Here is a 21,598-nt window from a genome sequence, read left to right on the forward strand (position 1 = left end):
TCTTGCCAGAGCCGGGCCAAGCGTTCCCAGGAACCTGTCCTGGGGATCAGAGAAGGCCGCGCGTATGCATGTGGCCCGCGTGGTAGAGCAGGGGCGCGCGCTCGCGGTGGTGCTCGCAGCGCTCCACCTCGCCGATGAAGATGACGTGGTCGCCTTCCTCGTGGCGGCTGCGGTTGCGGCATTCGAACACGGCGGCGCAGCCTTCGAGCAGCGGCACGCCCCGGGGGGAATCGTGGTGCGGCGTGTGGCCGAAGCGGTCGGCGCCCTTGCGCGCGAACAGCTCGGCCAGCGGCTTTTGCGCGGCACCGAGCACGTGGATGGCGTAGTGCGTGCAGCGCTGGAACACGGGCAGCGAACTGGCCGTGAGGCCCAGGCTCCACAGCACCAGCGGCGGGTTCAGCGACAGGGCGTTGAACGAGCTGACGGTGGCGCCCACGGGGTGGCCTTCGGGGCTGCGGGCCGTGATGATGGTCACGCCGGTTGCGAACTGCCCCAGGGCATCGCGGAATTCGCGTTGCGTAAACGGTGCGCTGGTGTGCAGGGCAGAGGAAGGCAGGGCGGAGTTCACAAGGCTGGGAGGCAAAGCCGCGGCCATCGCAGTGCCGCGCAGGAAGGTGAAAGGGCATGCAGCCCGGGCAACAGTGTCCGATTATCGGGGCTGCCCGGGGCGAATGCCGGCGATAGGGGTATGCGGGCCGCGCATGCGTTGTGCCGGTCAGCGCAGGGTGCTTTTGATTTCATAGCTGCTGGCGCAGGATGAATGCGCAATAGAGGGCTATTCAATGGCCATATGCAGATGAGGCTGGCGCCAAATGCTATGGATAGGGGAGCTGCATCTGCCCGGCTTCCTGGACCTGGGCCGCATGCTGGCGCAGCCAGCCATCCAGCCGCGTCTTGCTGCAGCGCTGCAGCTGGGCCAGCAGCGCATGGCCGGGCCGGGGCAGGCCGTAGCGCAGGCTCAGGTCCTGCTGCATGCGGGCCAGCAGGGCGGCGGCCATTTCGGCGTCGGCCAGCGCGCGGTGGGCGCGGCCGGTATCGGGCAGCCGCAGGTGGCGGGCCAGCCTGCCCAGGCTGTGGCCCGGGGCATCGGGGTAGATGCGGCGCGCCAGCAGCACCGTGCAGGCAAAGGGCTGGGGCGCGGGCAGTCCGGCCAGGGCCAGCTCGGCCTGCCAGAACTTGCTGTCGAACGAGGCGTTGTGCGCCACCATGGGCGCCTGGCCCACGAAGCGTGAGGCCTCGCGCATGACCTCGGCCGCGGGCGGGGCCTCGCGCACCATGGCATTGGTGATGCCCGTGAGTTCGGTGATGAAGGGCGAGACCCAGGCGCCGGCATTCATCAGGCTCTGGAAACGGTCCACCACGCGGCCCTGCTCCAGCAGTGCGATGCCGATCTCGGTGGCCCGCGCGCCCTGGGCCGGGCTCATGCCCGTGGTTTCGAAGTCGATGACGGCAATGGTGCTGTGCATGCCGCCATTGTGAGGGCGGCGCCATGGGCCGCGCCGGCGCCGTGGGATTCAGTCCGCGTCGATGGCGTCCGGCGCGCCCAGGCGCTGCACCACCTGCTCCAGCACCAGGTACAGCTGCTGGATCTCGGCATTGCCCACGATGCGCTCGATCTCGGCATAGATCTCCTCGGAGTCGGGGCCGATCTCGGTCACGATGGCGCGGGCCGCCTCGGTCAGGCCGAACTCCGCGCCGCGCAGATCGCCCACGTGGCGGCCGCGCTTGATCAGCTCGCGGCCTTCCAGCGTCTTGAGCAGGCGCGAAAGGCTGGGCATGCTGATGAAGGTCATCTGCGACAGCTCCATGGGCCGCAGGCGATGGTCGGAGGCCGACAGGGCCCGCAGCACCCGCCACTGCTGCTCCGTCAGGCCGTGGGCACGTAGCAGGGGGCGAAAGCGCACCATGACGGATTCGCGGGCCTTGAGCAGTGCCATGGGCAGGGAGCGCGCGAAGGAGCGCAGGGGTTCGGTCGCGGCGGTGGTTCTGGGCTCGGTCATAGCGGGGATGGAAAAGAACGCCAGATTGTATGCACGCGGCCCGAAGCACTGTGCAAGCCCAGGTCATGGGTGTTTTTGCTCCCTGCCAGCATCGGTGCGCGCCGGCTGCGGACCCGTCAGTAGGTGCTGCCCGGAGCCACGGGCTGCACGTCCTTGAAGCGGGCAGCCAGCGCGCTCGTGGCCTGCACCAGCAGGCTGGTATCGAGGCCCACGGCCACGAAGCTGCAGCCCAGCTGCAGGTACTTGCGCGCCAGCTCCTCGTTGGGCGTGAGAATGCCCGCGGCCTTGCCCGCGCGGCGGATGCGCGTGATCGCCTCGGCAATCGCTGCCTGCACTTCGGGGTGGCCGGGGTTGCCCACATGGCCCATGGAGGCCGAGAGATCGGCCGGGCCGATGAACACGCCGTCCACGCCCTCGGTGGCGGCAATCGCATCGAGCTGCTCCAGGCCCTCGCGCGTTTCCACCTGCACCAGCACGCAGACCTGGGCGTTGGCTGCCTGGTAGTAGTCGGCGCGGCGGCCCCAGGCGGAGGCGCGCGCGCCGGCCATGCCGCGCATGCCGCCCTTGCCGTCGTCTTGCGGATAGCGTGCGGCGCGCACGATGCGCGCGGCCTGCGCGGCCGTGTCGACCATGGGCACGAGCAGCGTCTGAGCGCCCAGGTCCAGGTACTGCTTGATCAGCATCTCGCCGACCTCGCCATGTCCCATGGGGATGCGCGCAATCGCATGGCTGGCCGGATAGGCGGCAACCGCCTGCAGCTGGGCCAGCAGCGTCAGCGTGTCGTTGGGGCCGTGTTCGCCGTCGATCAGCAGCCAGTCGAAGCCCGCGCCCGCGCAGATCTCCGCGCTATAGGGGCTGCCCAGGCCCAGCCACAGGCCGATCTGCGGGCGGCCGGCCGCGATCGCGGCCTTGAAGGGATTGGTGGGTGTTTGCATTGTCATGTCGGTTGTCCATAAAGTTTCGCGCCACCCGCTGCCCATGCAACTGACGCTCGCCAGACCAGGGTAGCCGCGCAAGGGCCGCCCCGCTGCGCTGGCTGAATCCCCCTCCCGTAGCGCGCGGCGCGTAGAGAGAGGGGGAAGGCGCGGGGCCGCCTAGGCGAAGCGACTCAGGGGGTGTTTCATCTCAATATCCCATGCACAGGTACTTGGTGCTCAGGTATTCCTCGATGCCCGCGGCGCCGCCCTCGCGGCCCAGGCCCGACTGCTTGACGCCGCCGAACGGCGCCACGGCCGTGCTGATGATGCCGCTGTTGATGCCCACCATGCCGTATTCGAGCGCTGCGCCCACGCGCCAGACGCGGCCCACGTCGCGGGCGTAGAAATAGGCGGCCAGGCCGTATTCGGTGTCGTTGGCCATGCGGATGGCCTCCTCCTCGGTGCGGAAGCGGAACACGGGCGCCACGGGGCCGAAGACCTCTTCCCTGGCGATGCGCATGCGGTCCGTGGCGCCGCCCAGGATGGTGGGTTCGTAGAAGGTGCCGCCCAGGGCCGAAGGCTTGCCGCCCGTGACCACCTCGGCACCCTGGGCCACGGCATCGGCCACCAGCTCCTCGACCTTGTCAATGGCGGCCTTGTCGATCAGCGGGCCCTGGGTGATGCCGGCATCGGCGCCGTTGCCCACCTTGAGCGCCTGCACCGCGGCCTTGAGCTTGGCCATGAAGGCGTCGTACACCCCGTCCTGCACCAGCAGGCGGTTGGCGCACACGCAGGTCTGGCCGGTGTTGCGGTACTTGGAGGCCATGGCGCCTTCCACGGCGGCATCCAGGTCCGCATCGTCGAAGACGATGAAGGGGGCATTGCCGCCCAGCTCCAGCGACATCTTCTTGAGCGTGGGCGCGCATTGCGCGGCCAGCACGCGGCCGACTTCGGTGGAGCCCGTGAAGGTGAGCTTGCGCACCGCCATGCTGGCCGTGAGCACGCCGCCGATGGCGCGCGCCGGACCGGTGAGGACGCTGAACACGCCGGCCGGCACGCCGGCGCGCTGGGCCAGCTCGCCCAGCGCCAGCGCCGACAGCGGCGTCTGCTGCGCGGGCTTGACGATGATGGTGCAGCCCGCGGCCAGGGCCGGCGCCACCTTGCGCGTGATCATGGCTGCCGGGAAGTTCCAGGGCGTGATCGCCGCGCACACGCCCACGGGCTCCTTGGTCACGACGATCTTCTTGTCGCTCCAGGGCGAGGGCATGGTGGAGCCGTAGACGCGGCGCGCCTCCTCGGCAAACCACTGCACATAGGAGGCCGCATAGGCGATTTCGCCGCGCGATTCGGCCAGGGGCTTGCCCTGTTCGGCCGTCATGATCTGCGCCAGGTCCTCCTGGTGCTGCATCAGCAGTTCGAACCACTTGTGCAGGATGGCGGCGCGCTGGTCGGCGGTGAGGGCCTTCCATTCACCGAAGGCGCGCTCGGCCGCCGCAATGGCGGCCTGGGTCTCGGCCTCGCCGAGTTCGGGCACGCTGGCCACCAGCTCGCCCGTGGCAGGGTTGTTCACGGCGATGGTGGCGCCGTCGCCGGCGGCCAGCCAGCGGCCGTCGATCAGGCATTGGGTCTTGAGCAGGCTGGGATCGCGTAATTGCAGAGCCATGGTAAATCTCCGTAATTCAGGTAAAGCGGAATTGCAGCGAGCCCAGCGGGCCGTAATCGGCCTCGAACACATCGCCGGGCTGGGCCGCCACGGGGCGGGTGAAAGAGCCCGCCAGCACGATCTGGCCGGGCTGCAGCGATTCGCCCCAGGGCGCGAGCTTGTTGGCCAGCCAGGCCACGCCGATGGCCGGGTGGCCCTGCACGCCCGCGGCAAGGCCGGTTTCCTCGACGATGCCGTTCTGGCGCAGTATGGCGCCGCACCAGGGCAGGTCAAGCGCCGTCGGCGCAGCGCGGCCGGCGCCGACGACGATGCCGGCATTGGCCGCGTTGTCGCTGATGGTGTCGAACACCTTGCGCATGGCCCTGGTATGGCGGTCGAACTGCTCGATGCGCGCGTCGATGATCTCGATGGCCGGCGTCACGTACTCGGTGGCGGCCAGCACATCGTCCAGTGTCACCTCCTTGCCGCCGGGCAGGCCCGGGCCGATGAGCGGCGCCTTGAGCACGAAGGCCAGTTCCACCTCCACGCGCGGCGCGATGAAGTTCGTGGCCGCAATGTCCAGCACCTGGCCGGGCGTGGCGGTATGGAGCATGGAGTCCAGCAGCGTGCCGTAGTCGGGCTCGTCGATCTGGCTGGAGATCTGCATGGCGCGCGAGGTCAGGCCGATCTTGTGGCCTATGACCCTGCGGCCTGCCGCGATCTGCATGCGCACCCATTCGCGCGCGACGCGGTAGCCGTCCTCGACCGTCATGCCGGGAAAGCGCTTGGAGAAATGCTCGATCTGCTGGCGCGACTTCTCGCTGCGGTCGAGCTCGTGCGCGAGCTGGGTCAGAAGTTCTGCGGAAAACATGGCTTACTTTCTGGCAAACAGGGGGTGCAGGGTGCTGTGCTTGGCGTCATAGACCTGGCCCGGGGCCTCGTCGACCTGCACGGTCAGGCCCAGGTGCCTGCAGGGATGGTCGAACAGCGGCGCCAGATGCGCCCGGGCGCAGGCCAGCAGGGCATCGCCCGCGGCCTTCTGGACTGCCGGGGAGCGGCCCGCTCCCATGCGCAGGTTGATATAGACGAAGCCGTAGTCGCCGTCGCCGCCCGCGGCACGGCCCGCGGCGCCGCCGTCGGAGACCGCGTAATGCGGTGCCGGATAGGCATAGACGCGCGTGCCGCCCGTGGGAAAGACCTGGCTGCCGTCCTCGGTGCGGATGGTGAGCATGGTGTCGGCAATGCTGCGGCACAGGGCGCCCATGTCGGTCTGGGCTTCGAGGTTGCCGGTGTAGAGGATCACGACGTGGGGCATGCGGTGTCCTTCAGAGCCGGCCGGCCGGTGCAGCGGCACCGGCGCTGGCCTGGGGCGCGGGGATGGCGCGGCCGTCCTGCGGCGTGACGGGAAAGACCGCATTGATCTGCCCCGTGCCAGAGGCCGCGAAATACGGCGTGAGGATTTCGGCGCGGCCGTCGTATTCCGACCAGCCCAGGGCGCCCAGCAGCATGGCCGTGTCGTGCATGAAGCCTTCGCCGTGGCCCTTGGCCGCGTACTCGGGCAGCATGCCGCAGAAGGCCTGCCATTCGCCGGCCTGCCACATGCGCACCACCTCGCGGTCGAGCTGCTCGAGGAACGGGCTCCAGATCCTGAAGGCGAAATCCGGCGCCTGTCCGTTCTGCGCAAAACGGTGCGAGAGCGAGCCGCTGGCCAGGATGGCCACGGTGCCGTCGTACTCGTCCTCGATGGCGCGGCGCATCGCCCAGCCCAGGCGGGCGCTGTCGCCGAGGTAGTGGGCCATGCACAGCGCGGAGACCGAGACCACCTTGAAGTGCCGGTCCGCATTCATGTAGCGCATGGGCACCAGCGTGCCGTATTCGGGGGCCAGCGTGGTGGCGTCGTGGGCCAGCGTTTCCACGCCCAGGCCGTTGGCTGCCTTGGCCAGCAGCTTGCCCAGCTGCGGGTTGCCGGGGAAGCCGTAGCCCATGTTGCTGATGAAGTGCGGCAGTTCGTTGCTGGTGTACAGGCCTTCGAAATGCGGGGCGCAATTGATGTGGTAGCTGGCGTTGACCAGCCAGTGCGTGTCGCAGACCACGATGGTGTCCACGCCCAGGTCGCGGCAGCGCCGGCCGATTTCCTGCAGGCCGGCGATGGCGTCCTGGCGCGTGCCCTTGCGCGGCCCGTCCAGCTCGCTCAGGTAGATGGACGGAACATGCGTGACCTTGGCCACAAGTGCTAGCTTTCCCATGAGTTTTCCTTTCCAAATCTGCCGATCAGCGGTTCCGCGCGCGGCCCGCAAAATAAGCACGGCTCAAGCCTGGGACACCGAGCAAGGACCGAGGCCGGCCGCGCCGCCCCGCAGCGCAGGTGTCGTCCCCTTGTTCCCCTGTTTCCGGGGAAGGCGCGTAGCGACTCAGGGGAATCATTGCTAACCCATGGTGATGTTGGCGCGGCGGATGATCTCGCCGTACTTGGCGATCTCGCTATGCACGAAGCCCGAGAACTGCGCGACCGAGCCGGCTTGCGAGACCACGCCGCTCTTGGCGAAGACCTCGACCACATGGGGCGAGGCCAGGGCCTTGTTGACCTCGGCGTTGACGCGCTGCACGACGGCCTCGGGCGTGCCCGCCGGGGCCAGCAGGCCCTGCCAGGAATTGGATTCCAGCGCCACGCCCTGCTCGGCCAGCGTGGGCGCGTCGGGCGCGAAGCGCGAACGCTGGCGCGTGGCCATGCCCAGGGCGACGAGCTTGCCGCTCTCGATATGGGCGCGGAACTCCGACCAGTTGCCGAACATCACGCTCACCTGGCCGCCCAGCAGGTCGGTGAGCGCCGGGCCCTGGCCTTTGTAGGGCACGTGGACCATGTCCACACCCATCATCTGGCACAGCAGTGCCCCCGACAGGTGGGCCGAGGTGCCGTTGCCGAACGAGGCATAGGTCAGCGTGCCGGGCCTGGCCAGCGCGGCCTTCCTGAGGTCGGCCAGGCTCTTGAGCCCGCTGGACGGGTGGGTGGCCAGCACATGCTCGGACAGGCCCATGAGGGCCACGGGCTGCAGGTCCCTGGTGGTGTCATAGGGCAGGTTTTTGACCAGCGTCTTGTTGGCCGTGAAGCTGTTGGCCACGCAGACAAAGGTATGGCCGTCGGCCGGCTGCTTGGCCACGTAGTCCACGCCGATCACCGTGCCCGCCCCGGGCTTGTTCTCCACGATCACGGCCTGGCCCAGCTGCTTGCCCAGCTCGGTGCCGATCAGGCGGGCCACCATGTCGGTGGTGCCGCCGGGCGTGAACGGCACGATGATGCGTACGGGCTTGGCGGGCCAGCTGCCGGGCTGGGCCAGAGCCAGCCGGCCGGTGGCTGCCAGGGCGGCGGCCGGGCAGGCCTGCAGGAAGTGGCGGCGTTGCATGCTTGTCTCCTTTTATCGTGTTTTCAGGCGGCAGTGCTTGTGCAGAAAGCGCTGGCAGCTATCAAAATCGCAGGCGCTCATGCGCCCCAGTGCGGGATGTGGTGCGAGCCCATGGACACTGCCACGTTCTTGGGCTCGCAGAACACCTCGTAGCTCCAGGTGCCGCCTTCGCGGCCCGTGCCCGAGGCCTTGGTGCCGCCGAACGGCTGGCGCAGGTCGCGCACGTTCTGGCTGTTGACGAAGCACATGCCGGCCTCGATGGCCGCGGCCACCCGGTGAGCCTTGCCGATGTTCTCAGTCCATACATAGCTGGAAAGCCCGTACTGGATGTCGTTGGCCAGGCGGATGGCCTCTGCCTCGTCGCTGAACGGGATGATGCAGGCCACGGGGCCGAAGATCTCGTCCTGGGCGATCTGCATGCGGTTGTCCACGTCGGCGAACACCGTGGGCAGCACATAGTTGCCCTTTTTCACGCGCTCGGGCACCACGGGCGCGTCCAGGCCGCCGCACAGCATGCTCGCGCCTTCCTTGCGGCCCAGCTCGATGTAGTGGCGCACCTTGGCCAGGTGGCCCTGGCTGATCATGGGGCCGACGATGGTTTTCTCGTCGAGCGGATCGCCCACGGCGATCTTTTTCGCGCGCTCCACGAAGCGGTCCACGAACTTCGCATAGATGCCCTTTTGCACCAGGATGCGGCTGCCGGCCGTGCAGCGCTCGCCGTTGTTGGAGAAGATCATGAACACGGCCGCATCCAGGGCGCGCTCGAAGTCGGCGTCGTCGAAGATCACGAACGGGCTCTTGCCGCCCAGCTCCATGCTGAACTTCTTGAGGCCCGCGGCCTGCACGATGCGGTTGCCCGTGGCCGTCGATCCCGTGAACGAAACGGCGCGCACGTCGCGGTGCGCCACCAGCGGCTCGCCGGCGTCCTTGCCGTAGCCATGCACGATGTTGAGCACGCCGGCCGGAATGCCGGCCTCCAGCGCCAGCTCGCCCAGGCGCGCGGCCGTCATGGGCGACAGCTCGCTCATCTTGAGCACGGCCGTGTTGCCGAACGCCAGGCAGGGCGCGACCTTCCAGGTGGCCGTCATGAAAGGCACGTTCCACGGCGAAATCAGCGCGCACACGCCCACGGGGTGGAACAGCGTGTAGTTCAGGTGCGTGGGCGTGGGGTAGGTGTGGCCGTCCACGCGCGTGCACATCTCGGCGAAGTAGTAGAAGTTGTCGGCCGCGCGCGGCACCAGCTGCTTGCCGGTCTGTGCGATCACCTGGCCGCAGTCGTTGGTCTCGGTCTCGGCGATCTCGGGCACATGCCGGGCGATCAGGTCGCCCAGCCTGCGCACCAGCCTGGCGCGCTCGGTGGCAGGGGTATGGGCCCATTTCGGGAAAGCTTGCTTGGCCGCGGCCACGGCGGCGTCCGCCTCGGCCGCACCGCCCGATGCCACCTCGGCCAGCACTTCCTGCGTGGCGGGGTTGACGGTTTCGAAGTAGTCCTTGCCGGCAACGGCCTTGCCGTTGATCAGGTGGTCGATTCTCATCTCGTTTCTTTCTTCAGAACGTGTTCACGATCTCGGTTATCCATGGCGCAGCGCACCACCCAAGCCGCATCAAACTGGCGCGTTCCAGGCGAGGGCAGCCGAACAAGGGCCGCCCGCAGCGAGGGCTGCGCCGGTAGCCCGTACGCCCCCTCCCATAGCGCGCAGCGCGTAGAGAGAGGGGCGCCCGGCTAGGGGGAAGCGGCGAAGCCGCTCAGGAGGAGCTTCATCTCAGTCCAGGCTGATGTTGCGGCTCTTGATGAGCGCATGCCATTTCTGCCGCTCGGCGTTGACGTAGGCCATCATGTCCGGTGCGTTGGTGGGCCGGGCTTCCCAGCCCGCGTCGTAGAGCTTCTGGCGCACGCCGGGGTCGCGCATGGTCTTCTGCAGCTCGGTGCTCAGGCGCTCCTGCACTTCGCGCGGCGTGCCGGCGGGCACGGCCAGACCCTGCCAGGTATAGGCCTCCACGTTGGTGAAGCCCAGCTCCCTGGCCGTGGGCACGTTGGGCAGCTGGGGAATGCGCTCGGCCGACATGGCCAGCAGCGGCACGACCTTGCCGGCCTTGACGGCGCTGACGCCGCTGGGCAGGTCCAGCATCATCAGCGGGATCTGGCCGCCCATCAGGTCCTGCAGCGCGGGGGCGCCGCCCTTGTAGGGCACATGCAGCAGCGAGACCTTGGCTTCGCGCTGGAATAGCTCCAGCGCCAGGTGGTGGGGACTGCCCACGCCCGCCGTGGCAATGCTGTACTTGCCCGGCTCGCGCTGCAGCGCGGCGATCAGCGCCCTGGCATCGGTGAACGGGGTGTTGGGCGCGGCGGTGATGACCAGCGGCGAGCGGCCCATCATGCCCAGCAGCGCGAAGTCCTTCTGCGGCTCGTAATTGAGCTTTTTGTACAGCGCGCTGTTGTAGACCAGCACGCCGTTGTCGGCCGACAGCACGGTGTAGCCGTCGCCCGGCGCACGGGCCACGTATTCCGATGCGATGATGGCGCCCGCGCCGGGGCGGTTGTCCACCACCACGGGCTGGCCCAGCTGCTGCGACAGCTGCGCACCCGTGGTGCGCGCGAGGAAGTCGGTGCCACCTCCCGCCGGGTAGCCCACCACCCAGCGCAGCGGCTTGGCGGGGTAGGTCTGGGCAGAGGTTCCGAAACTGGCACATGAGGCAGCCAGCGCGAGCAGCGCGGTGGCGAGGCGGAAATGGCGGCGCATGAGGGTTGTCTCCCGTTGTCGTGGTGGAAAGCTGGGGCTGCGGATGCCTTTTTTGTGGCCTCAGGCGGCGGCCAGGGTGTTGACCAGCGTGCCGATGCCGTCGATCTCGGTCTCGACCACGTCGCCGGCCTGCACGTTGACCACGCCGTCGGGCGTGCCCGTGAGGATGACGTCGCCGGCCTGCAGCGTCATGAAGGCGCTCAGGTACTCGATGAGTTCGGGGATGCGGTGGATCATGTCGCCCGTGTGGCCGCTTTGCGTGAGCCGGCCGTTGACGCGCGTGCGCAGGCCCAGCGCATGCGGATCGGGCACGTCGGCGGCATCCACCAGCCAGGGGCCGATCGCGGTGCAGGCATCGCGGTTCTTCACGCGCAGGTTGGGGCGATAGAAGTTCTCCAGGTAGTCGCGCACCGCATAGTCGTTGCACACCGTGTAGCCGGCCACGCAGGCCAGGGCATCGGCGGCCTTGACCTTTTTCGCCGTGCGGCCGATCACCACGGCCAGCTCGCATTCGTAATGCATGAAGGCGGCGCCTGCCGGGCGCGGCGTGAAGCCGCGGTGGCCGACCAGGGCGTTCGGCCCCTTGAGGAACACCAGGGGTGCATCCTTGGCCGTGACCGTGAGTTCGCGCGACAGCTCCCTGACGTGGTCGGCGTAGTTCAGGCCCAGCGCGATGATGGTGCCGAACGCCACGGGTGGCAGCCATTGCACATCGGCTTCGGCCACGCTGCGGCCGTCGGGCAGCAGCACCTGGCCGTTCCCGCCTTCGGTGACCGCGAGCGTGCGGCCTTCGTGGATGACGCGTCCGTGCTTCATGCCAGCTCCTCCACCACGCTGTGGCGCAACACGCCCAGGCCGGGCACCTCGATGGCCACGGCATCGCCCGGCCGCGCCGTCGGCGCGCCTTCGCCGGGGCCGAGGAGCAGCACGTCGCCGGCGGCCAGCGTCATGAATTCGCTCACGTCGGCGATCAGCCGCGCGGCAGGGCGCACCAGATCGGCAAAGCGGCGCGCGTAGACCGGCCGGCCGTTGATGGCGACGCGCAGGGTGGCGGCATCGATGTCGAAGCCATTGCCGGCCGGCACGAAGGCGCTCATGGGGCAGAAGCCGTCGCGGCAGCGCTGCACGATGGCCGGGCGGTAGTAGTTCTCGTGCGGCAGCGTCACGTCGCTGGCGATCACGTAGCCGGCCACATGGGCCATGGCCTGCTGCGCCGCCACGCGCGTGGCGGCCTGGCCGATCACCAGGCCGATCGTGGCGTCGATGCGCACCTCGCCGGGGTCGGCCGGCACGGCCACGGCCGCGCCGTCGCGGGCAAAGGTGTTGCGCGGCTTGATGTAGAGCACGGGCGCTTGGGGCGCGGCCTTGTACGGCGCGCTGCCGAACTGGGGCTCCAGGCGGGTGATGGTGGCGCGGTCGTTGAGCAGCGCACCGTAGACGGTGCCCGGCGGCAGGCCGTGGTCCAGGGCAAGAGGCGGAATCTGCATGGTCGATATTTAATTAACATGGTAATTATTAAGGCGGCAACTACCGCCGTCAACCAAGGCAGATACGGTGTTTTCCCGCGGTCTCGCCATGCATCGCGTGCCCCGGCGCGGTGCCCAAATGCCAAGGGCCGCGGCATGAACCGCGGCCCTTGGCGCAAAGAAGTGGCGCTATGCCCGGGCCGTCATGGCCGGCTGCGGCTGCAGGCCGCGCGTGCGCGGCAAGCCCACGAAGCCGAAGTCCAGCGCGGGCTGCTCGCCGCTGATCAGCGCGGCCAGGGCCTTGCCCGAGCCTGCGCCGTGCGTCCAGCCCAGCGTGCCGTGGCCCGCGTTGACCCAGATGCCTGCGGCTCCGGTGGCGCCTATGCAGGGAATGTTGGTGGGCGTGGCGGGGCGCAGGCCACACCAGAACTGCGGGTTGCCACCTTCCTCGGGCAGGCGGGTGTCGCAGACGCCGGGCATCAGCTCCTCGATGCGCCGCACCAGCATGCGGCAGCGTGCGCGCGCCGTGTCACTGGACAGAGAGAGATCGAAGCCGCCGAGTTCGATGGTGCCGGCCACGCGCAGCGTGTCGCCCAGGCGGCTCATGGCGATCTTGCGGCTGTCGTCGATGGCGGAGACAAACGGCGCCTTGTCGGGCTGCAGTATCGGCAGCGTGGCGCTGTAGCCCTTGCCGGGATAGATGGGCAGCTGCACGCCCAGGGGCTTGAGCAGCCGCGGCGTATACGAGCCGCAGGCCACGACGACGGCATCGGCGCCCAGCCAGCGGGCAGGGCCGCCCTGATTGCCGCGCACCTGCACATGGGCCGGCTTGCCGCTGCGCGCAGGCTGCAGCCCCAGGATCTGGTGGTCGTAGAGAAAGTCCACGCCCAGCGTTGCGCAGCGGCGTGCCAGCTGTTCGGTGAACAGGCGCGCATCGCCGCTTTCGTCGGTTTCGGTGAAGGTGCCGCCCGCAATGTGCTCGGCATAGGGCGTGAAGGCCGGCTCGATGCGCAGCAGCTCCTCGCGGCTGACCAGGCGGCGCTGCACGCCGTGGCGGCGCATCAGCTCCACGCCTTCGGCCGCCGCGTCGAAGGCCTGGCGGCTGCTGTAGAAATGGGCGATGCCGCGCTCCAGGCGGTGAAAGGCGATGCCCGTGCCGGCCACCACGTCCTTGAGCGCCACATGGCTGTAGGCGCCCAGGGCCACGATCTGCTGCACGTTGCGCGCGAAGGCCGCGTCGTTGCACTGGGCCAGGAACTGCAGGCACCAGCGCCACTGGGCCGGATCCAGCTGCGGGCGCAGCAGCAGCGGAGCCTCCTTGTCGAACATCCATTGGAGGGCCTTCCAGGGAGCCTGCCGGTTGGCCCAGGGCTCGCAGTAGCTGACCGAGATCTGCCCTGCGTTGGCAAAGCTGGTCTCCAGCGCCGGGCCGCTCTGGCGGTCCACGACGGTGACCTCGTGGCCGCGCTCGCGCAGGTGCCAGGCGGTGCTGATGCCGATGATGCCGGCTCCCAGGACGATGATGTTCATGGAGACCAGTGTCCGCACTCTTGTGGCTGTACAAAAGCACCATTAAATTTTCAGCAGATTCATCAGTTTGGCTAATGGAGTGCGTATGACATCCTGGGATCCCGCCGCGCTGGAATGCCTGGCCGCCATCGTCGAGGAGGGGGGCTTCGAGCGCGCGGCCGTCCGGCTGCACATCACGCAGTCGGCCGTGTCGCAGCGCCTGCGCACGCTGGAGGCGCAGATCGGCTCGGTGCTGGTAGAGCGCACGCGGCCCGTCAAGCCCACGAGCGCGGGCCGGCTGCTGCTCAAGCATGCCAAGCAGCTGCGCCTGTTGCGCGCCGACCTGGCGCGCGAGCTGCAGGAGCTGGCGCCCCAGACCGGGCAGAGCCTGGCCGGCGAGACGGTCTCCATCGCCATCAATGCCGACAGCATTGCCACCTGGGCCATGGAGGCGCTGGACGGGCTGGTGCGCGACGGGCTGCCGCTGGAGGTGGTGGTGGACGACCAGGATTTCACGCAGGAACTGCTGCGCTCCGGCCAGGTCATGGGCTGCGTGACCACGCTGAGCCAGGCCCTGCGCGGCTGCGCGGTGCAGCCGCTGGGGGCCATGCGCTATGTGGCCGTTGCTTCGGCCGGTTTCGCGCGCGAGCGCCTGCCCCAGGGGCTCACGCGCAGCAACTGCAACCGGCTGCCGTATCTGTCGTTCAACCGCAAGGATGATATGCAGGCCGAGTTCGTGGCACGCTGCCTGGGCTTGCGCTCGGTATCGCTGCGCCAGCAGATTCTGTTGCCCAGCTGCGAGGCACAGCTGCGCGCCGTGCGCGCGGGCTGGGGCGTGGGCGTGCTGCCCGAGCTGCAGGTGAGGCCGGCGCTGGAAGCCGGCGATCTGGTGGATGTGGCCCCCGGCCATGCACTGGCCATAGACCTGTACTGGCACTGCTGGAACCTGGACTCGCGCGTGCTGGAGCGTGTGAGCAGGGCGCTGCTGCGCACGGCCAGGGTTCTGCTGGCGCAGCCAGGACGGATCGAGGGAGAGTGAATTCCGATAGCTGGTTGCGCTTGCTCTATCTGGATTTCAGATGGCTTTGCCCTGGAAATCGAGATATGGAAAGCGCAGTCAGCTATCGTAAAAATAGCGCAGCGTTCAGCGCACCAGCAGCACGGGGATGGTGCAGCCGGCCAGCACCTGCGAGCTCACCGAGCCCATGACCAGGCGGCCCAGGGCGCCGTGGCCGTGCGTGCCCATCATGATGAGGTCGAACTTGCCGTTCTGCGCCTCCTGGATGATGGAATCCGCAATCGGCCCCACCTTGCTCACGCACTGCACCTGCACGCCGCGCGCCGTGAGGAAGTCGCGCACCGGATCCAGGATCTTGGCGATCTCCTCGTCGTAGTACTGCTCCACCACTTCCTTGCCCACGGCCGCGCGGGCGCGGGCCGGCAGCAGCGGCTGCACGGTGATGGCCGTGTACTCGTGGTGGGTGCCCAGCAGTTCCTGGTGCGAAGTCAGATAGGCCAGCATCTTCTGGGTGTAGGGGCTGCCGTCGACGGAAAGCAGAATCTTCATGCCAAGTCCTCCAGGTTGATGGAACCAGTCTACGAGCTTCGCTGCACAGAGTCTTTGTCTTGCCTCAAGTCAATTGTGGATGCGGGCCGGAATCCCTGCTGCTCGCCCTTGCGCGCATAGCCCAGCGGATTGGCCACCACGCGGCACTGCCAGGCCGAGCCGTCGGGCCGCAGGCCCTGGGCCAGATAGTCGCTGGGGCAGTGCAGGTGGCCGTGCAGCCACAGGTCGGCATAGGGCAGATAGTCGTCCATCACATTGCAAAAGCCCGCCGTGCCCGGCACCAGGCCGTAGCGCGGATCGGCGCTGCGCAGGCTGGGCGCGAAATGCGTGACGGCCACCGTGGGGCCGTCGAAGGGGCGGGCCAGCGCCGCGCGCAGCCAGTCCTGGCAGAGCAGGCATTCCTCGCGCATGGGCTCGGCCAGGAAAGGTTCGCCATGGCGCGTGCCCCCGGTCTTGGACAGATAGAAGTTGGCCGCGCGAAAGGCCTTCTCCCGCAGCCTGTGCAGGCGGGTGGGGTCGCTCACGCCTTCGTGCATGGCCATGGCGTCGAAGTCGCTCCACAGCGTGGTGCCCACGAAGCGCACGCCGTCCAGCACCGCGGTTTCGCGGTCCAGCCAGATCAGGCCCAGGCGCTCGCAGATGCGCTGCAGGCGCTCGCGTGCCGCATCGAAGTCCTGCATGTCGTACTCGTGGTTGCCCGGCACGAAGAGCACGGGCGCGGGCCAGCCTGCGTACTGGGGCAGCGGCGAAAAGCGCTCCAGCCCGAAGTTCTCGCCCTCCACCTGGCAGCCGCTCTGGTAGGCGCCGATATCGCCGGCCAGCACCAGCACATCGGCGCCCGGAGCGGGTTCGGCCACGAACCGGGGATGGACTTCGAGGTGCAGGTCGGACAGCAGCTGGATCTTCATGGAAAAGGAGTTTAGGGCCTTGGCCGGCCGCTCAGGGTGCGTGGACTGCGGCGGCGCGCGTCAGCGTTCTGAGCAGCCAGTCATAGGCCTGCGGGTGCGGGCCGCGGCGGCGCCACAGCGCATCCACATGCACGGGTGTCACGTCGAAGGGCAGGTCGCGCAGCACCAGCTGCTCCTGCATGCCGGTCACCGGCACGAAGTGGCGCGGCAGAATGGTCAGCAGGTCCGAGTCGATGACCACGCGGGCCGCGGTGAAGAACTGGTTGACCGTCAGCACCACCTTGCGCGAGCGGCCCAGCGAGGCCAGGGCCTCGTCGATGAAGCCGAAGGAGCGGCCCGAAAAGCTCACCAGCATGTGGTGGGCCGCGCAGTAGTTGTCCAGCGTGAGCTGTACCTGCTCGAGCGGATGGCCCTTGCGCATCACGCACAGGTATTCGCCTTCATACAGGCGCCGGCTGTCGAAGGCCACCAGCGCGCCGGTCTGGGCGCGGGCCGTGAGGTCGGCCAGCACGGCGGGAAAGTAGCCCACGGCCATGTCGGCCTCGCCGTCGTCGAGCAGCGGGCGCGGATCGCGCGTGGTCAGCGGCAGCACGCGCACGCTGATGCCCGGCGCCTCCTTCTCGAGGATCCGGTACAGCGGCGGGATCAGCGTGGCGGCCGTGGCATCGGCCATGGCGATCACAAAGGTGGTGTCGGCCGTGGCAGGGTCGAAGTCGTCGGGCACCAGCACGCCTTCGAGCTGCTGCATGGCTTCGCGCACCACGGGCCACAGCGCCTGCGCGCGTGGCGTGGGCTCCACGCCCTGGCCCTGGCGCACCAGCAGCTCGTCGCCCAGCACTTCGCGCAGCCGGCGCATGGCATTGCTCACCGCCGGCTGGGTGATCGACAGCTTGTGCGCGGCTCGCGTGAGGCTGCGTTCGGACATGACCTCGTCGAAGACGCGCAGCAGGTTCAGGTCCAGCGAGCGGAAGTTGATGGGTGGCGGCATGGCGATTGATACATCACTGATGTGAATGCTACAGATTCAAAATATAAATTTGAATGGATATGGGGTAAACCCTATAGTTACGTCATTCCCGCGGCATTCCGCCATAAGCGTTGGACCACAGGGTTATCTGCCATGAGCAACTTTATTTACAACTCCTACAGTGTCGAGCACCCCGGTGTGGTGCGTTTCTATCCCACCGACGAGCAGCGTCTGGCCGCGCAGCAGGCGCCTCGCCGCCACCGCTACGAGCCCGCGCCCCAGCCGCTGCTGACCTACCTGATCGCCGGCGCCGCCGTGCTGGTGGTGGTCTTTGCTGCCCTGTTCGAATCCGCCGAATCCTGGGGCAACGGCTTCCTGCTGAGCGCCTGGATGGTGCTGTGGGCCATCGCCTTCGCCGGCGTGGCACTGCTGTCCGGCCCGCTGCGCCGCACCTTCAAGCTGCTGGGCAACGGCTATCGTGCCTGGGTGCAGAGCCGCCAGCAAGCTGCCGCCGACGAGCGCATCTGGAACGCCGCGCTGCAGGACGCCCGCCTGATGGCCGACTTGGCCCGCGCCATGGACCGCCAGCGCCGCTAAGCACCGCGCTGCCCGTCTCGGAAAAAGCCGCTGCCCACCAGGCCGCGGCTTTTTCATGCCGGCACGGTTTGCCGGCTGCAACGAAAAAGGCCCTGTGGCGCAATGCACACAGGGCTTTTTTGTGTTCCCGTTTCCGCGAAGGGCCGCTCCCGGCCGGGAACGGCCGCGCCGGGGATCAGGCCGCCAGGCGCTCTTGCAGCTTGGCCTTGGTATCGAGCAGGGCCTTGGGCAGGTTGTAGGCCAGCTTGTCGAAATGCTCGCCGTGCAGCTTCATCTCCTCGGCCCAGGCCGCCGGATCGATGCTGGTCACGGTGGCGAACTGGGCGGGCGAGAACTCCAGGCCCGTCCAGTTGATCTCCGCATACTGCGGCGCGATGCCGAAAGCGGTTTCCTGGCCGGCGGCCTGGCCTTCGATGCGGTCGATCATCCACTTGAGCACGCGCATGTTCTCGCCATAGCCGGGCCAGACGAACTTGCCCTGCTCGTTCTTGCGGAACCAGTTGGTCGTGAAGATGCGCGGCAGCGTGGCACCCTGGCCGGCGATCTTGGCGCCCAGGTTCAGCCAGTGCTGGAAATAGTCGCTCATGTTGTAGCCGGCAAACGGCAGCATCGCGAAGGGATCGCGGCGCACCACGCCCTGGGCGCCGAACGCGGCGGCCGTGGTCTCGGAGCCCATGGTGGCGGCCATGTACACGCCTTCCACCCAGTCGCGCGCCTCGGTCACCAGCGGCACGGTGGTGGAGCGGCGGCCGCCGAAGATCATGGCGTCGATCTTCACGCCCTTGGGATCGTCCCAGGCCTCGTCCAGGGCCGGGTTGTTGGTGGCGGCCACGGTGAAGCGGGCATTGGGATGGGCAGCCTTGGCGCCGGTTTCCCTGGCGATCTGCGGCGTCCAGTCCTTGCCCTGCCAGTCGATCAGGTGCTCGGGCAGCTTGCCGGTATCGGCTTCCATGCCTTCCCACCACACGTCGCCGTCGTCGGTCAGCGCGACGTTCGTGAAGATCACGTTGCTGTCGAGGCTGGCCATGCAGTTGGGATTGGTGTGGTAGTTGGTGCCGGGCGCCACGCCGAAATAGCCGGCCTCGGGGTTGATCGCGCGCAGGCTGCCGTCGGCCTGGGGCTTGATCCAGGCGATGTCGTCGCCGATGGTCGTGACCTTCCAGCCTTCGAAGCCCTTGGGCGGCACCAGCATGGAGAAATTGGTCTTGCCGCAGGCGCTGGGGAAGGCCGCAGCCACGTGGTACTTCTTGCCGTCGGGCTTGGTCACGCCCAGGATCAGCATGTGCTCGGCCAGCCAGCCCTGGTCGCGGCCCATGGTGGAGGCAATGCGCAGCGCAAAGCATTTCTTGCCCAGCAGCGCATTGCCGCCGTAGCCCGAGCCGTAGCTCCAGATCTCGCGCGTTTCGGGGTAGTGGACGATGTACTTGGTCTTGTTGCAGGGCCAGGTCGTCGTGTCCTTCTCGCCGGCGGCCAGCGGCGCGCCGATGGTATGCACGCAGGGCACGAACTCGCCGTCTTCGCCGATCACGTCGTAGACGGCGCGGCCCATGCGCGTCATGAGCTTCATGTTGACGGCCACATAGGCGCTGTCGGACAGCTCCACGCCCACATGGGCGATCGGGCTGCCCAGCGGGCCCATGGAGAACGGAACCACGTACATGGTGCGTCCGGCCATGCAGCCGTCGAACAGCGGCTGCAGCGTGGCGCGCATCTCGGCAGGGGCCATCCAGTTGTTGGTCGGGCCGGCGTCTTCCTTCTTCTCGGAGCAGATGTAGGTGCGGTCCTCGACGCGGGCCACGTCCGAGGGATCGGTCCAGGCCAGGTAGCTGCCGGGACGCTTGGCGGGATTGAGCTTCTTGAAGGTGCCGGCATCGACGAGCTGCTGGCACAGCGCGTCATATTCCTGCTGGCTGCCGTCGCACCAGTGGATCCTGGCGGGCTTGCACAGCGCGGCCATTTCGGCCACCCAGGCGACCAGCTGGGGATTCCTGACGTAGGCAGGCGCCTGGATATCCAGGACTTGGGTTGCGGTTGCATTCATCGCGGAGCTTTCTTCAATTGAAAAACCAGTTTTCAAAGAAGCAGCGTCCGCGCTGCGCCTTTGGAAAATGGCTTGAAGACCGCCGCGAACCCATGTCCGCGTAGCCTGAAATCGGGTCTTCACTAGCCCTCAAAAGCGCAAAGCAGCCATGCATTCAACAGCGATGGTCCGACCATTCTAGGGAGTGGGAAATTTCAGGACCAGCGCAAAAGCCACGATAAACAATGCATTTTTTGCATCAAAGTATGCATTGAAGAGTATGGGGCGCTTTGTGTGCGGGCATGAAAAAACCCGCCGGCGGCGGGTTTGTGCAGGGGCCTGGAGGTCTCAGGCCATATGCACGGCGATGAAGGCCAGCAGGAACATCATGGCCGCCCCGACGGCGGGAATGACCACGGGAATGATGGGCACCACGGCATCGACGGCATCCTGGTGTTCCGGATCGTGGTTCATGGCGGGCTCATGTGACATGCGTGCAATGCTCCTGACGGCAGGTAGGGGATGGCGGGGTGGATTGCGGTCATTCTAGGCATGGCCTGCCCCCGGCCGCTAGGGGAAAGCCATGACGGGCGGTATCGCCGCGCGGGGCTCAGGCCGCGCTGACCTGCATGCCCGTGGCCTGCAGCGCCGCGATCACCTCGTCGATGTGCGCCTTGTTGCGGGTCTGCAGCACGAAGTCGATTTCCACGTTCTGCGCGGCCAGCATGGTGAAGGCGCGCTGGTGGTGCACTTCCTCGATGTTGGCGCCGGCGCCGGCCACGGTGGCGGTGATCCGGGCCAGCACGCCGGGCACGTCGCGCGCGCTGACGCGGATGCGCGCCAGCCGTCCCGAGCGCACCATGCCGCGCTCGATGATGGCGGCCAGCAGCATGGGATCGATATTGCCGCCCGAGAGGATGAGGCCGACCTTCTTGTCCCTGAAACGCTCGGGATGGCGCAGCAGCGCGGCCAGGCCCACGGCGCCTGCACCTTCGACCAGGGTTTTTTCGATCTCGAGCAGCATGAGCACGGCCTGCTCGATATCGCCTTCGTCGACCAGCAGCAGGTCGTCCACGCAGCGCTGCACGATGGCCTGGGTCACCGTGCCGGGTTGGGTCACGGCAATGCCTTCGGCGATGGTGGATGTGCCCATGGGCAGCTCGGCCTGGCGCAGGGCATTGAACATGGACGGAAAGCGCTGGGTCTGCACGCCGACGACCTCGATGCCGGGGCGGACGGCCTTGGCCGCCGTGGCCACGCCGGCGATCAGGCCGCCGCCGCCGATGGCCACGACCAGCATGTCCAGGTCGGGCTGTGCCTCCAGCATTTCCAGGGCCAGGGTGCCCTGGCCGGCCGCAATGGCTTCGTCGTCATAGGGGTGGACAAAGGTCAGTTGCTGCTCCTGCGCGAGCTGGTAGGCATGGGCGCGGGCCTCGGCCAGCGAGTCGCCGTGCAGCACGACCTCGGCACCGAAGCCGCGCGTGCGCTCCACCTTCACGCCGGGCGTGAAGCGCGGCATGACGATGACGGCGCGCAGGCCCAGGCGCTGCGCATGGTAGGCCACGCCCTGGGCATGGTTGCCCGCGCTCATGGCGATCACGCCGCGCGCGCGCTCGGCGTCGGACAGCAGCAACAGCTTGTTGAGCGCACCGCGCTCCTTGAAGGAGGCGGTGAACTGCAGGTTCTCGAACTTGAGATAGACCTGGGCGCCCGTGATCTGCGAGAGCGTGCGCGATTCGACGCAGGGAGTCTGGAGCACGGCGCCTTGAAGGCGCCGGGCGGCGGCTTGGATGTCGGCGTGGGTCAGCATGGTGCTTGAAGGATCAGGCCTGGACGGTATGGAAGGAATAGATTGTCGGGCCT

General features: G+C 68.0%; 22 protein-coding genes. 2 read left to right on the plus strand and 20 right to left on the minus strand.

Translation table 11 applies throughout. The features are described from left to right. Window positions 1-46: 46 nt before the first annotated feature. From Cte04_RS07450 to Cte04_RS07515, 14 genes are all read right to left on the minus strand, one after another. On the minus strand, window positions 47-595 hold the full coding sequence (locus Cte04_RS07450) for a flavin reductase family protein (RefSeq protein ID WP_174522900.1): 549 nt from the start codon (window positions 593-595) through the stop codon (window positions 47-49). A 220-nt stretch (window positions 596-815) separates the two neighbouring features. Further along, complete coding sequence (locus tag Cte04_RS07455; protein WP_066474737.1) at window positions 816-1,466, minus strand: 3'-5' exonuclease; 651 nt, start codon at window positions 1,464-1,466, stop codon at window positions 816-818. Between the two features lie 48 nt (window positions 1,467-1,514). Then, a complete protein-coding gene (gene hpaR / locus Cte04_RS07460; RefSeq protein WP_066474738.1) occupies window positions 1,515-2,000 on the minus strand; it encodes a homoprotocatechuate degradation operon regulator HpaR in 486 nt (161 codons plus the stop codon). A 116-nt stretch (window positions 2,001-2,116) separates the two neighbouring features. Continuing rightward, complete coding sequence (locus Cte04_RS07465) at window positions 2,117-2,935, minus strand: aldolase/citrate lyase family protein (RefSeq protein WP_066474740.1); 819 nt, start codon at window positions 2,933-2,935, stop codon at window positions 2,117-2,119. A 190-nt stretch (window positions 2,936-3,125) separates the two neighbouring features. Next, entirely contained in the window at window positions 3,126-4,580 is a 1,455-nt protein-coding gene (locus Cte04_RS07470) for an NAD-dependent succinate-semialdehyde dehydrogenase (protein ID WP_066474742.1), read from the minus strand. Window positions 4,581-4,596: 16 nt separating this feature from the next. Then, window positions 4,597-5,430, minus strand: coding sequence for a 2-oxo-hept-4-ene-1,7-dioate hydratase (gene hpaH, locus Cte04_RS07475; protein ID WP_066474751.1), 834 nt, complete (start codon window positions 5,428-5,430; stop codon window positions 4,597-4,599). A gap of 3 nt (window positions 5,431-5,433) precedes the next feature. After that, window positions 5,434-5,874: a 5-carboxymethyl-2-hydroxymuconate Delta-isomerase gene (locus Cte04_RS07480; RefSeq protein ID WP_066475388.1), complete on the minus strand. Its 441-nt coding sequence runs from the start codon at window positions 5,872-5,874 to the stop codon at window positions 5,434-5,436. Window positions 5,875-5,884: 10 nt separating this feature from the next. Continuing rightward, entirely contained in the window at window positions 5,885-6,805 is a 921-nt protein-coding gene (gene hpaD, locus Cte04_RS07485) for a 3,4-dihydroxyphenylacetate 2,3-dioxygenase (RefSeq protein ID WP_066474758.1), read from the minus strand. A 180-nt stretch (window positions 6,806-6,985) separates the two neighbouring features. Then, window positions 6,986-7,960 (minus strand): tripartite tricarboxylate transporter substrate binding protein, encoded by a 975-nt coding sequence (locus Cte04_RS07490; RefSeq protein ID WP_066474760.1) that lies wholly within the window; start codon window positions 7,958-7,960, stop codon window positions 6,986-6,988. A gap of 77 nt (window positions 7,961-8,037) precedes the next feature. Further along, window positions 8,038-9,495 carry a 5-carboxymethyl-2-hydroxymuconate semialdehyde dehydrogenase gene (gene hpaE / locus Cte04_RS07495; protein WP_066474768.1) on the minus strand — a complete coding sequence of 486 codons (1,458 nt, stop codon included), beginning with the start codon at window positions 9,493-9,495 and terminating at the stop codon, window positions 8,038-8,040. A 228-nt stretch (window positions 9,496-9,723) separates the two neighbouring features. Further along, window positions 9,724-10,701, minus strand: a complete 978-nt coding sequence (locus Cte04_RS07500) for a Bug family tripartite tricarboxylate transporter substrate binding protein (protein ID WP_066474772.1) — start codon at window positions 10,699-10,701, stop codon at window positions 9,724-9,726. 60 nt (window positions 10,702-10,761) lie between these two features. Then, window positions 10,762-11,517, minus strand: coding sequence for a fumarylacetoacetate hydrolase family protein (locus tag Cte04_RS07505; protein WP_066474775.1), 756 nt, complete (start codon window positions 11,515-11,517; stop codon window positions 10,762-10,764). Further along, a complete protein-coding gene (locus Cte04_RS07510; RefSeq protein ID WP_066474778.1) occupies window positions 11,514-12,188 on the minus strand; it encodes a fumarylacetoacetate hydrolase family protein in 675 nt (224 codons plus the stop codon). The genes Cte04_RS07505 and Cte04_RS07510 overlap by 4 nt, the downstream gene beginning before the upstream one ends. A 168-nt stretch (window positions 12,189-12,356) precedes the next feature. After that, window positions 12,357-13,697: a D-amino acid dehydrogenase gene (locus Cte04_RS07515; protein ID WP_066474780.1), complete on the minus strand. Its 1,341-nt coding sequence runs from the start codon at window positions 13,695-13,697 to the stop codon at window positions 12,357-12,359. 85 nt (window positions 13,698-13,782) lie between these two features. Between Cte04_RS07515 and Cte04_RS07520 the strand changes: the two genes are divergently transcribed. Further along, on the plus strand, window positions 13,783-14,715 hold the full coding sequence (locus Cte04_RS07520; RefSeq protein ID WP_066474783.1) for a LysR family transcriptional regulator ArgP: 933 nt from the start codon (window positions 13,783-13,785) through the stop codon (window positions 14,713-14,715). Between the two features lie 105 nt (window positions 14,716-14,820). Here Cte04_RS07520 and Cte04_RS07525 read toward each other — a convergent pair whose 3' ends face one another. Genes Cte04_RS07525 through Cte04_RS07535 form a run of 3 tightly spaced genes read right to left on the minus strand, consistent with a single transcriptional unit; the run spans window position 14,821 to window position 17,139 of the window. Then, a complete protein-coding gene (locus tag Cte04_RS07525; RefSeq protein ID WP_066474786.1) occupies window positions 14,821-15,243 on the minus strand; it encodes a universal stress protein in 423 nt (140 codons plus the stop codon). Between the two features lie 29 nt (window positions 15,244-15,272). Next, complete coding sequence (locus tag Cte04_RS07530; protein WP_066474790.1) at window positions 15,273-16,151, minus strand: metallophosphoesterase; 879 nt, start codon at window positions 16,149-16,151, stop codon at window positions 15,273-15,275. 31 nt (window positions 16,152-16,182) lie between these two features. Continuing rightward, window positions 16,183-17,139, minus strand: coding sequence for a LysR family transcriptional regulator (locus Cte04_RS07535; protein WP_066474793.1), 957 nt, complete (start codon window positions 17,137-17,139; stop codon window positions 16,183-16,185). Between the two features lie 132 nt (window positions 17,140-17,271). Here Cte04_RS07535 and Cte04_RS07540 point away from each other — a divergent pair, with 132 nt between their 5' ends. Further along, entirely contained in the window at window positions 17,272-17,715 is a 444-nt protein-coding gene (locus tag Cte04_RS07540; protein WP_066474803.1) for a hypothetical protein, read from the plus strand. Window positions 17,716-17,890: 175 nt separating this feature from the next. On the opposite strand, the gene Cte04_RS07545 is transcribed toward Cte04_RS07540, so the two are convergent. The 3 genes from Cte04_RS07545 to Cte04_RS07550 form a co-directional block, all read right to left on the minus strand. Further along, entirely contained in the window at window positions 17,891-19,756 is a 1,866-nt protein-coding gene (locus tag Cte04_RS07545; RefSeq protein ID WP_066474806.1) for a phosphoenolpyruvate carboxykinase (GTP), read from the minus strand. Window positions 19,757-20,083: 327 nt separating this feature from the next. Then, complete coding sequence (locus Cte04_RS22130; protein WP_281178764.1) at window positions 20,084-20,209, minus strand: hypothetical protein; 126 nt, start codon at window positions 20,207-20,209, stop codon at window positions 20,084-20,086. 136 nt (window positions 20,210-20,345) lie between these two features. Next, complete coding sequence (locus Cte04_RS07550; RefSeq protein WP_066474809.1) at window positions 20,346-21,545, minus strand: threonine ammonia-lyase; 1,200 nt, start codon at window positions 21,543-21,545, stop codon at window positions 20,346-20,348. Between the last annotated feature and the right edge of the window lie 53 nt (window positions 21,546-21,598).

It is taken from the genome of Comamonas terrae (genome assembly GCF_001544075.1).
In the GTDB taxonomy this organism is placed as follows: Bacteria; Pseudomonadota; Gammaproteobacteria; order Burkholderiales; family Burkholderiaceae_C; genus Comamonas; species Comamonas terrae.

Excerpts from the sequence above, each read along its gene's own strand:
- Cte04_RS07540 (WP_066474803.1), top strand. The coding sequence starts at position 17,272 with ATGAGCAACTTTATTTACAACTCCTACAGTGTCGAGCACCCCGGTGTG.
- Cte04_RS07520 (WP_066474783.1), top strand. The coding sequence starts at position 13,783 with ATGACATCCTGGGATCCCGCCGCGCTGGAATGCCTGGCCGCCATCGTC.
- Cte04_RS07535 (WP_066474793.1), bottom strand. The coding sequence starts at position 17,139 with ATGCCGCCACCCATCAACTTCCGCTCGCTGGACCTGAACCTGCTGCGC.
- Cte04_RS07545 (WP_066474806.1), bottom strand. The coding sequence starts at position 19,756 with ATGAATGCAACCGCAACCCAAGTCCTGGATATCCAGGCGCCTGCCTAC.
- Cte04_RS07480 (WP_066475388.1), bottom strand. The coding sequence starts at position 5,874 with ATGCCCCACGTCGTGATCCTCTACACCGGCAACCTCGAAGCCCAGACC.
- Cte04_RS07490 (WP_066474760.1), bottom strand. The coding sequence starts at position 7,960 with ATGCAACGCCGCCACTTCCTGCAGGCCTGCCCGGCCGCCGCCCTGGCA.
- hpaD (WP_066474758.1), bottom strand. The coding sequence starts at position 6,805 with ATGGGAAAGCTAGCACTTGTGGCCAAGGTCACGCATGTTCCGTCCATC.
- Cte04_RS07465 (WP_066474740.1), bottom strand. The coding sequence starts at position 2,935 with ATGCAAACACCCACCAATCCCTTCAAGGCCGCGATCGCGGCCGGCCGC.
- Cte04_RS07500 (WP_066474772.1), bottom strand. The coding sequence starts at position 10,701 with ATGCGCCGCCATTTCCGCCTCGCCACCGCGCTGCTCGCGCTGGCTGCC.
- Cte04_RS07470 (WP_066474742.1), bottom strand. The coding sequence starts at position 4,580 with ATGGCTCTGCAATTACGCGATCCCAGCCTGCTCAAGACCCAATGCCTG.
- Cte04_RS07515 (WP_066474780.1), bottom strand. The coding sequence starts at position 13,697 with ATGAACATCATCGTCCTGGGAGCCGGCATCATCGGCATCAGCACCGCC.
- Cte04_RS07530 (WP_066474790.1), bottom strand. The coding sequence starts at position 16,151 with ATGAAGATCCAGCTGCTGTCCGACCTGCACCTCGAAGTCCATCCCCGG.
- Cte04_RS07505 (WP_066474775.1), bottom strand. The coding sequence starts at position 11,517 with ATGAAGCACGGACGCGTCATCCACGAAGGCCGCACGCTCGCGGTCACC.
- Cte04_RS07450 (WP_174522900.1), bottom strand. The coding sequence starts at position 595 with ATGGCCGCGGCTTTGCCTCCCAGCCTTGTGAACTCCGCCCTGCCTTCC.
- Cte04_RS07510 (WP_066474778.1), bottom strand. The coding sequence starts at position 12,188 with ATGCAGATTCCGCCTCTTGCCCTGGACCACGGCCTGCCGCCGGGCACC.
- Cte04_RS07550 (WP_066474809.1), bottom strand. The coding sequence starts at position 21,545 with ATGCTGACCCACGCCGACATCCAAGCCGCCGCCCGGCGCCTTCAAGGC.
- hpaH (WP_066474751.1), bottom strand. The coding sequence starts at position 5,430 with ATGTTTTCCGCAGAACTTCTGACCCAGCTCGCGCACGAGCTCGACCGC.
- hpaE (WP_066474768.1), bottom strand. The coding sequence starts at position 9,495 with ATGAGAATCGACCACCTGATCAACGGCAAGGCCGTTGCCGGCAAGGAC.
- Cte04_RS07525 (WP_066474786.1), bottom strand. The coding sequence starts at position 15,243 with ATGAAGATTCTGCTTTCCGTCGACGGCAGCCCCTACACCCAGAAGATG.
- Cte04_RS22130 (WP_281178764.1), bottom strand. The coding sequence starts at position 20,209 with ATGAACCACGATCCGGAACACCAGGATGCCGTCGATGCCGTGGTGCCC.
- Cte04_RS07455 (WP_066474737.1), bottom strand. The coding sequence starts at position 1,466 with ATGCACAGCACCATTGCCGTCATCGACTTCGAAACCACGGGCATGAGC.
- hpaR (WP_066474738.1), bottom strand. The coding sequence starts at position 2,000 with ATGACCGAGCCCAGAACCACCGCCGCGACCGAACCCCTGCGCTCCTTC.